Consider the following 4,298-nt stretch of genomic DNA (forward strand, 5'->3'; position numbering starts at 1 on the left):
GTTATAAATACAAGCAATATTCAAGATCCCGAGGTGAAACTTAAAAGAGCCATTCTGTTATTGGCTACTACCATTGAGGATGACATTCGAACAAGCTATGTAAATGAAAGTATACTGCACCAGATAATCATTGCGGAAGGAACCAAAGTCTATTTAACCAAGCATGTTTCTGAAGACAACAAAGACCAGTTATTTAAGCCTTATAAAGACCTTTGTGCAAAGATTGGTGGCATTATTCTGGAATGTAATCCTAAATACAAGTATCCAAAATCTTTATCAAGTACCATTATTGAGATGGCACATTTCCAAAATTTTTTTATGCACCATCTTCCATCGCTAACGGATTTTGGCAAAACTAAAGATGAGTCAGCGATTGTCACTTTCCTGGAGGAATTGGTGTTTAGCGCTATAAAGAAGTAGGATTTGGGCGTGTCAGCGTTTAGTCCTTCCGCGGAATCCTACCCAAAAATATTTTCATAATCCCTTAACAAATTCCCGACGCTTAGTCTAATACACAGAACATTAGATTAAAATCATGGTGGACACTGAAAATCAAAAACCTGGAACCTTAACCATAAAACATGCTGCTTTGACTGCTGGAATTGCCACATTAATTATGGCTTTGACTGTTCCTATTGCCGAGTTTCGTATACTTCCATTATTAATAGATTTCAAAAATGCAGCCCTCACATTTTCAAATATCCGACAGAGCCCCACTTTGTATTCGACTGCTATCCTGATCCAATTTACGACCATTATATGTGATCTTATATTAGCTTGGGCCATTTACTATCTAATTCGACCCTTCAGCCGGAAACTTGCCTTACTTGCTGCATGGGCACGAATGGTATATGCCGGTTTTAATATTGCCGCTGTTATGAACCTTATTCATGTAATGGCACTCGTCAATTTATCCGATGGCCTAAAAGGTATAACAACTTCGCAGGTTCATGACCAGGTATTAATTTCCTTACGAACTTATAATTACGAATGGCGGCTTGGGCTGCTCCACGGAACCGTGACTCTCACCTGTCAGTTTTCCGCTTTCACCTTTCAGTTTTCAACTTAAACCACCTCAATATCCGTACATCTAATAATCATATCCTCCTGCTTAAACTGAGCTTTTAATATCTCCTTAAAGCTCTTCCAGAATTTTTTTTCAACGTCATCAGCTATCACTTCGTATACTATTACTTTGTCGACCGTTACCTCTTCATCATCATTCTTCCATAAACCTGTGGCAGGAGAGCGAGAATAGGCAGTTAGACCGCCAAATCGTTCTGTGAGCTCTAGTCTGATGGCTTTGTACAATTCATCTGAAAATGGCTGTCCGTCGTTGTCGTACAAGGGGAGAAGCATTTGGAATAGTTTCTTGCTGGTCATGGATGGGAAACGGCGGGGAGGGGAAATTGTTTTATAGAGAAGCAAGAAAGGAATTGTGGGATACAGGCAGATTACAGGGCTTTCACACTACATAGATGCTGGCTTGAATTTCTCCTATAAATCTGTTTTGGATCTTTCAGTGCTCTACCACAGCAACAAAAGTATAACCGGTGGATTTAGCTTTGATTATGATCAGAAGGTAAGATTGTCCTGCTTTTATAATTCAGAAACTCCACAACTAAGAAGTTTGTCGGGAGGCACTTTCGAGCTTTCTATTGGGATGCCGTTTTCAATAATGAAGCAGTAGAATCCGACAAATACCTATTGAGGAATCGTCAAAAACACGTATTTCTCACACACATTTCGTAGAACCAATCTCCCGGTCTTGTGTTTATAACATACAATATCTCTGTTATGAAAAAAGGACCAACTAAATCGGCGAAAGCTGCGGAGTCGAAAAGCGGGAAACCAACTCCTCCAAAAAAATCAACTGACCTAAAGAAATCCGGGCCTGAGCCGGAAAACGATAAAATCGATGATCTGGCTGGAAATAAAGAATCGGGAGCCGGTGAAATGATGACCACAAACCACGGGGTACGAATCAATGATGATCAAAATTCGCTGAAAGCTGGCGATCGGGGGGCAACCTTACTCGAAGACTTTATTTTACGTGAAAAGATAACGCATTTTGACCACGAACGAATTCCAGAACGCGTTGTTCATGCGCGGGGTTCAGGGGCCCATGGTGTATTCACTTGTTATGAAGCCATACCTGAACTTACCCGGGCACATTTCCTGGGTGAAGCTGGTCGCGAGACGCCTGTATTTGTACGCTTCTCGACCGTTGCAGGGTCACGCGGTTCTACCGACCTGGCGAGAGACATACGAGGGTTTGCTGTAAAATTTTACACTCAAGAAGGCAATTTTGACCTGGTCGGAAATAATGCCCCGGTTTTTTTTATCCAGGATGCGATGAAGTTCCCGGATCTTGTTCACGCAGTTAAGCCAGAGCCGGACAATGAAATTCCACAGGCGTCTGCTGCACATGACACCTTTTGGGATTTCATTTCCCTGATGCCTGAATCGGCGCATGCGATCATGTGGGCAATGAGCGATCGGGCCATCCCACGCAGTTATCGTATGATGGAAGGTTTCGGTGTTCATACCTTCCGCTTTGTAAATGCCGAGGGAGTATCAAATTTCGTGAAATTCCACTGGAAACCGATGCTTGGCGTACATTCTGTAGCATGGGATGAAGCGCAGAAAATATCGGGTAAAGATCCGGATTTCCACCGTCGCGACCTTTGGGATGCAATAGAATCGGGTTCGTTTCCCGAATTCGAATTCGGCGTACAGATTGTTCCGGAAGAAGATGAATTTAAATTTGGCTTTGACCTTCTTGATCCGACAAAACTAATCCCTGAAGAACTTGTTCCCATTCGCCGTATCGGCAAGATGACCTTAAACCGTAATCCTGATAATTTCTTCGCGGAAACGGAACAGGTTGCTTTTCATATAGGCCACGTGGTTCCAGGCATTGACTTTACGAATGACCCGCTGCTACAAGGGAGATTGTTTTCTTACACCGACACGCAATTAATACGCCTGGGTGGCCCGAATTTCCACGAGATTCCAATCAACCGCCCGGTAGTGCCTGTACATAATAACCAGCGCGATGGTTTCATGCGCCAAACCATTAACAAAGGAAAAACCAGTTACGGGCCGAATTCGCTTTCGGATAACGCCCCAGTGCAGGTCAAAGCAGCCGACGGAGGTTTCGTTTCCTACAATGAGCGGATTGACGCCCGTAAGATACGAGCTCGCAGTAAAAGCTTTCTCGATCACTTCAGTCAGGCTAAGTTGTTCTTTAAAAGTCAGTCGGATCCGGAAAAGGAACACCTATTGGATGCTTTAAAATTTGAACTGGGAAAAGTGAAAGCAATTGCTATTCGCGAACGTATGCTCGGCGTTTTAAACCAGATTGACCCGGACATCGCTGTACCGGTAGCGGTTCATCTCGGATTGCATATCCCTAAAAACCCGGCACAGTTAAATTTCAGTGTTCCTGCTGACGTAGATCCCGCCAGCCTTGAATCCCAAAAAGGAGTGGAGAGCGAACTCAAGGAATCCCCAGCACTGAGCATGGCAAATACCATAAAAGATACTATTGAAACGCGTAAAATAGCATTTTTAACTGCCGACGGTGTGGATGGCCAATCGCTCAAAGCAATGAAATCTAGGCTCGAGGGCGAAGGTGCAGTCGTGCAAGTGATAGCTCCCAAGCTAGGTGCAATTATTGCCGAAAGCGGGGAGGAGATACCTGTCGATGAATCTTTCCTGACAGCAGCATCGGTATTATACGACGCCGTCTTCGTAGCTGGAGGGGTAAACAGTTCTGCAACCCTAGAAGCGGACGCAGATGCCGTTCACTTTTTGAATGAAGCTTTCAGGCATTGTAAAGCCATCGCGGCTGATGTTACAGCACGTCAGGTTATTGAGGCGACTTATTTCAATAAAAAGCTTAGTAAAGAGCAATCAAAGGAAACAGCACTAACGGAGGGCGTACTAATTAGTGAAGATGCCACTGAAACATTTGTAAAGATGATTGCTATGCACCGATTCTGGGATCGCGAAAAGCCAATGAAAGTACCGGCATAAGCGCATGGAGATCACACCCGAAGTAATTATACATGCCGCCCGGCAAGGCCGGGCGGATGTATTGGAAGAAATAATAAAAACAGGCGCAAGCCTTGATGTTCGTGATGATAAGGGGTATACGCCCCTTATTATTGCATGTTATAATAACCAATATAACGCTGCTAAATTTCTCCTGGATCACGGCGCCGAAATAAATGATTATGATCACGGCGGGAACACCGCGCTCATGGGTGCAGCTTTTAAAGGTTATATGGATA

Annotated in this window: 5 protein-coding genes and 1 pseudogene; 5 read left to right on the top strand and 1 reads right to left on the bottom strand. The window is 44.0% G+C overall.

The features are described from left to right. Together WBJ10_RS03755 and WBJ10_RS03760 are read left to right on the top strand one after the other, a co-directional pair. Nucleotides 1-420: pseudogene (locus tag WBJ10_RS03755) on the top strand (TetR/AcrR family transcriptional regulator); the annotation flags it as partial. 115 nt (nucleotides 421-535) lie between these two features. Continuing rightward, nucleotides 536-1,069, top strand: a complete 534-nt coding sequence (locus WBJ10_RS03760; RefSeq protein WP_424288216.1) for a DUF4386 domain-containing protein — start codon at nucleotides 536-538, stop codon at nucleotides 1,067-1,069. Here the strand turns inward: WBJ10_RS03760 and WBJ10_RS03765 are convergent. Then, nucleotides 1,066-1,359, bottom strand: a complete 294-nt coding sequence (locus WBJ10_RS03765) for a hypothetical protein (protein WP_424288217.1) — start codon at nucleotides 1,357-1,359, stop codon at nucleotides 1,066-1,068. The genes WBJ10_RS03760 and WBJ10_RS03765 overlap by 4 nt on opposite strands. A gap of 79 nt (nucleotides 1,360-1,438) precedes the next feature. Between WBJ10_RS03765 and WBJ10_RS03770 the strand changes: the two genes are divergently transcribed. The 3 genes from WBJ10_RS03770 to WBJ10_RS03780 form a co-directional block, all read left to right on the top strand. After that, entirely contained in the window at nucleotides 1,439-1,690 is a 252-nt protein-coding gene (locus WBJ10_RS03770) for a type IX secretion system membrane protein PorP/SprF (RefSeq protein ID WP_424288218.1), read from the top strand. Nucleotides 1,691-1,797: 107 nt separating this feature from the next. Then, nucleotides 1,798-4,041, top strand: coding sequence for a catalase (locus WBJ10_RS03775; RefSeq protein ID WP_424288219.1), 2,244 nt, complete (start codon nucleotides 1,798-1,800; stop codon nucleotides 4,039-4,041). 4 nt (nucleotides 4,042-4,045) lie between these two features. After that, nucleotides 4,046-4,298: ankyrin repeat domain-containing protein (locus tag WBJ10_RS03780; RefSeq protein ID WP_424288220.1), on the top strand; the 253-nt coding region annotated here is incomplete at its 3' end.

This window comes from Daejeonella sp. (assembly GCF_049655485.1).
GTDB lineage: Bacteria > Bacteroidota > Bacteroidia > Sphingobacteriales > Sphingobacteriaceae > Daejeonella.

Excerpts from the sequence above, each read along its gene's own strand:
- WBJ10_RS03760 (WP_424288216.1), top strand. The coding sequence starts at position 536 with ATGGTGGACACTGAAAATCAAAAACCTGGAACCTTAACCATAAAACAT.
- WBJ10_RS03765 (WP_424288217.1), bottom strand. The coding sequence starts at position 1,359 with ATGCTTCTCCCCTTGTACGACAACGACGGACAGCCATTTTCAGATGAA.
- WBJ10_RS03775 (WP_424288219.1), top strand. The coding sequence starts at position 1,798 with ATGAAAAAAGGACCAACTAAATCGGCGAAAGCTGCGGAGTCGAAAAGC.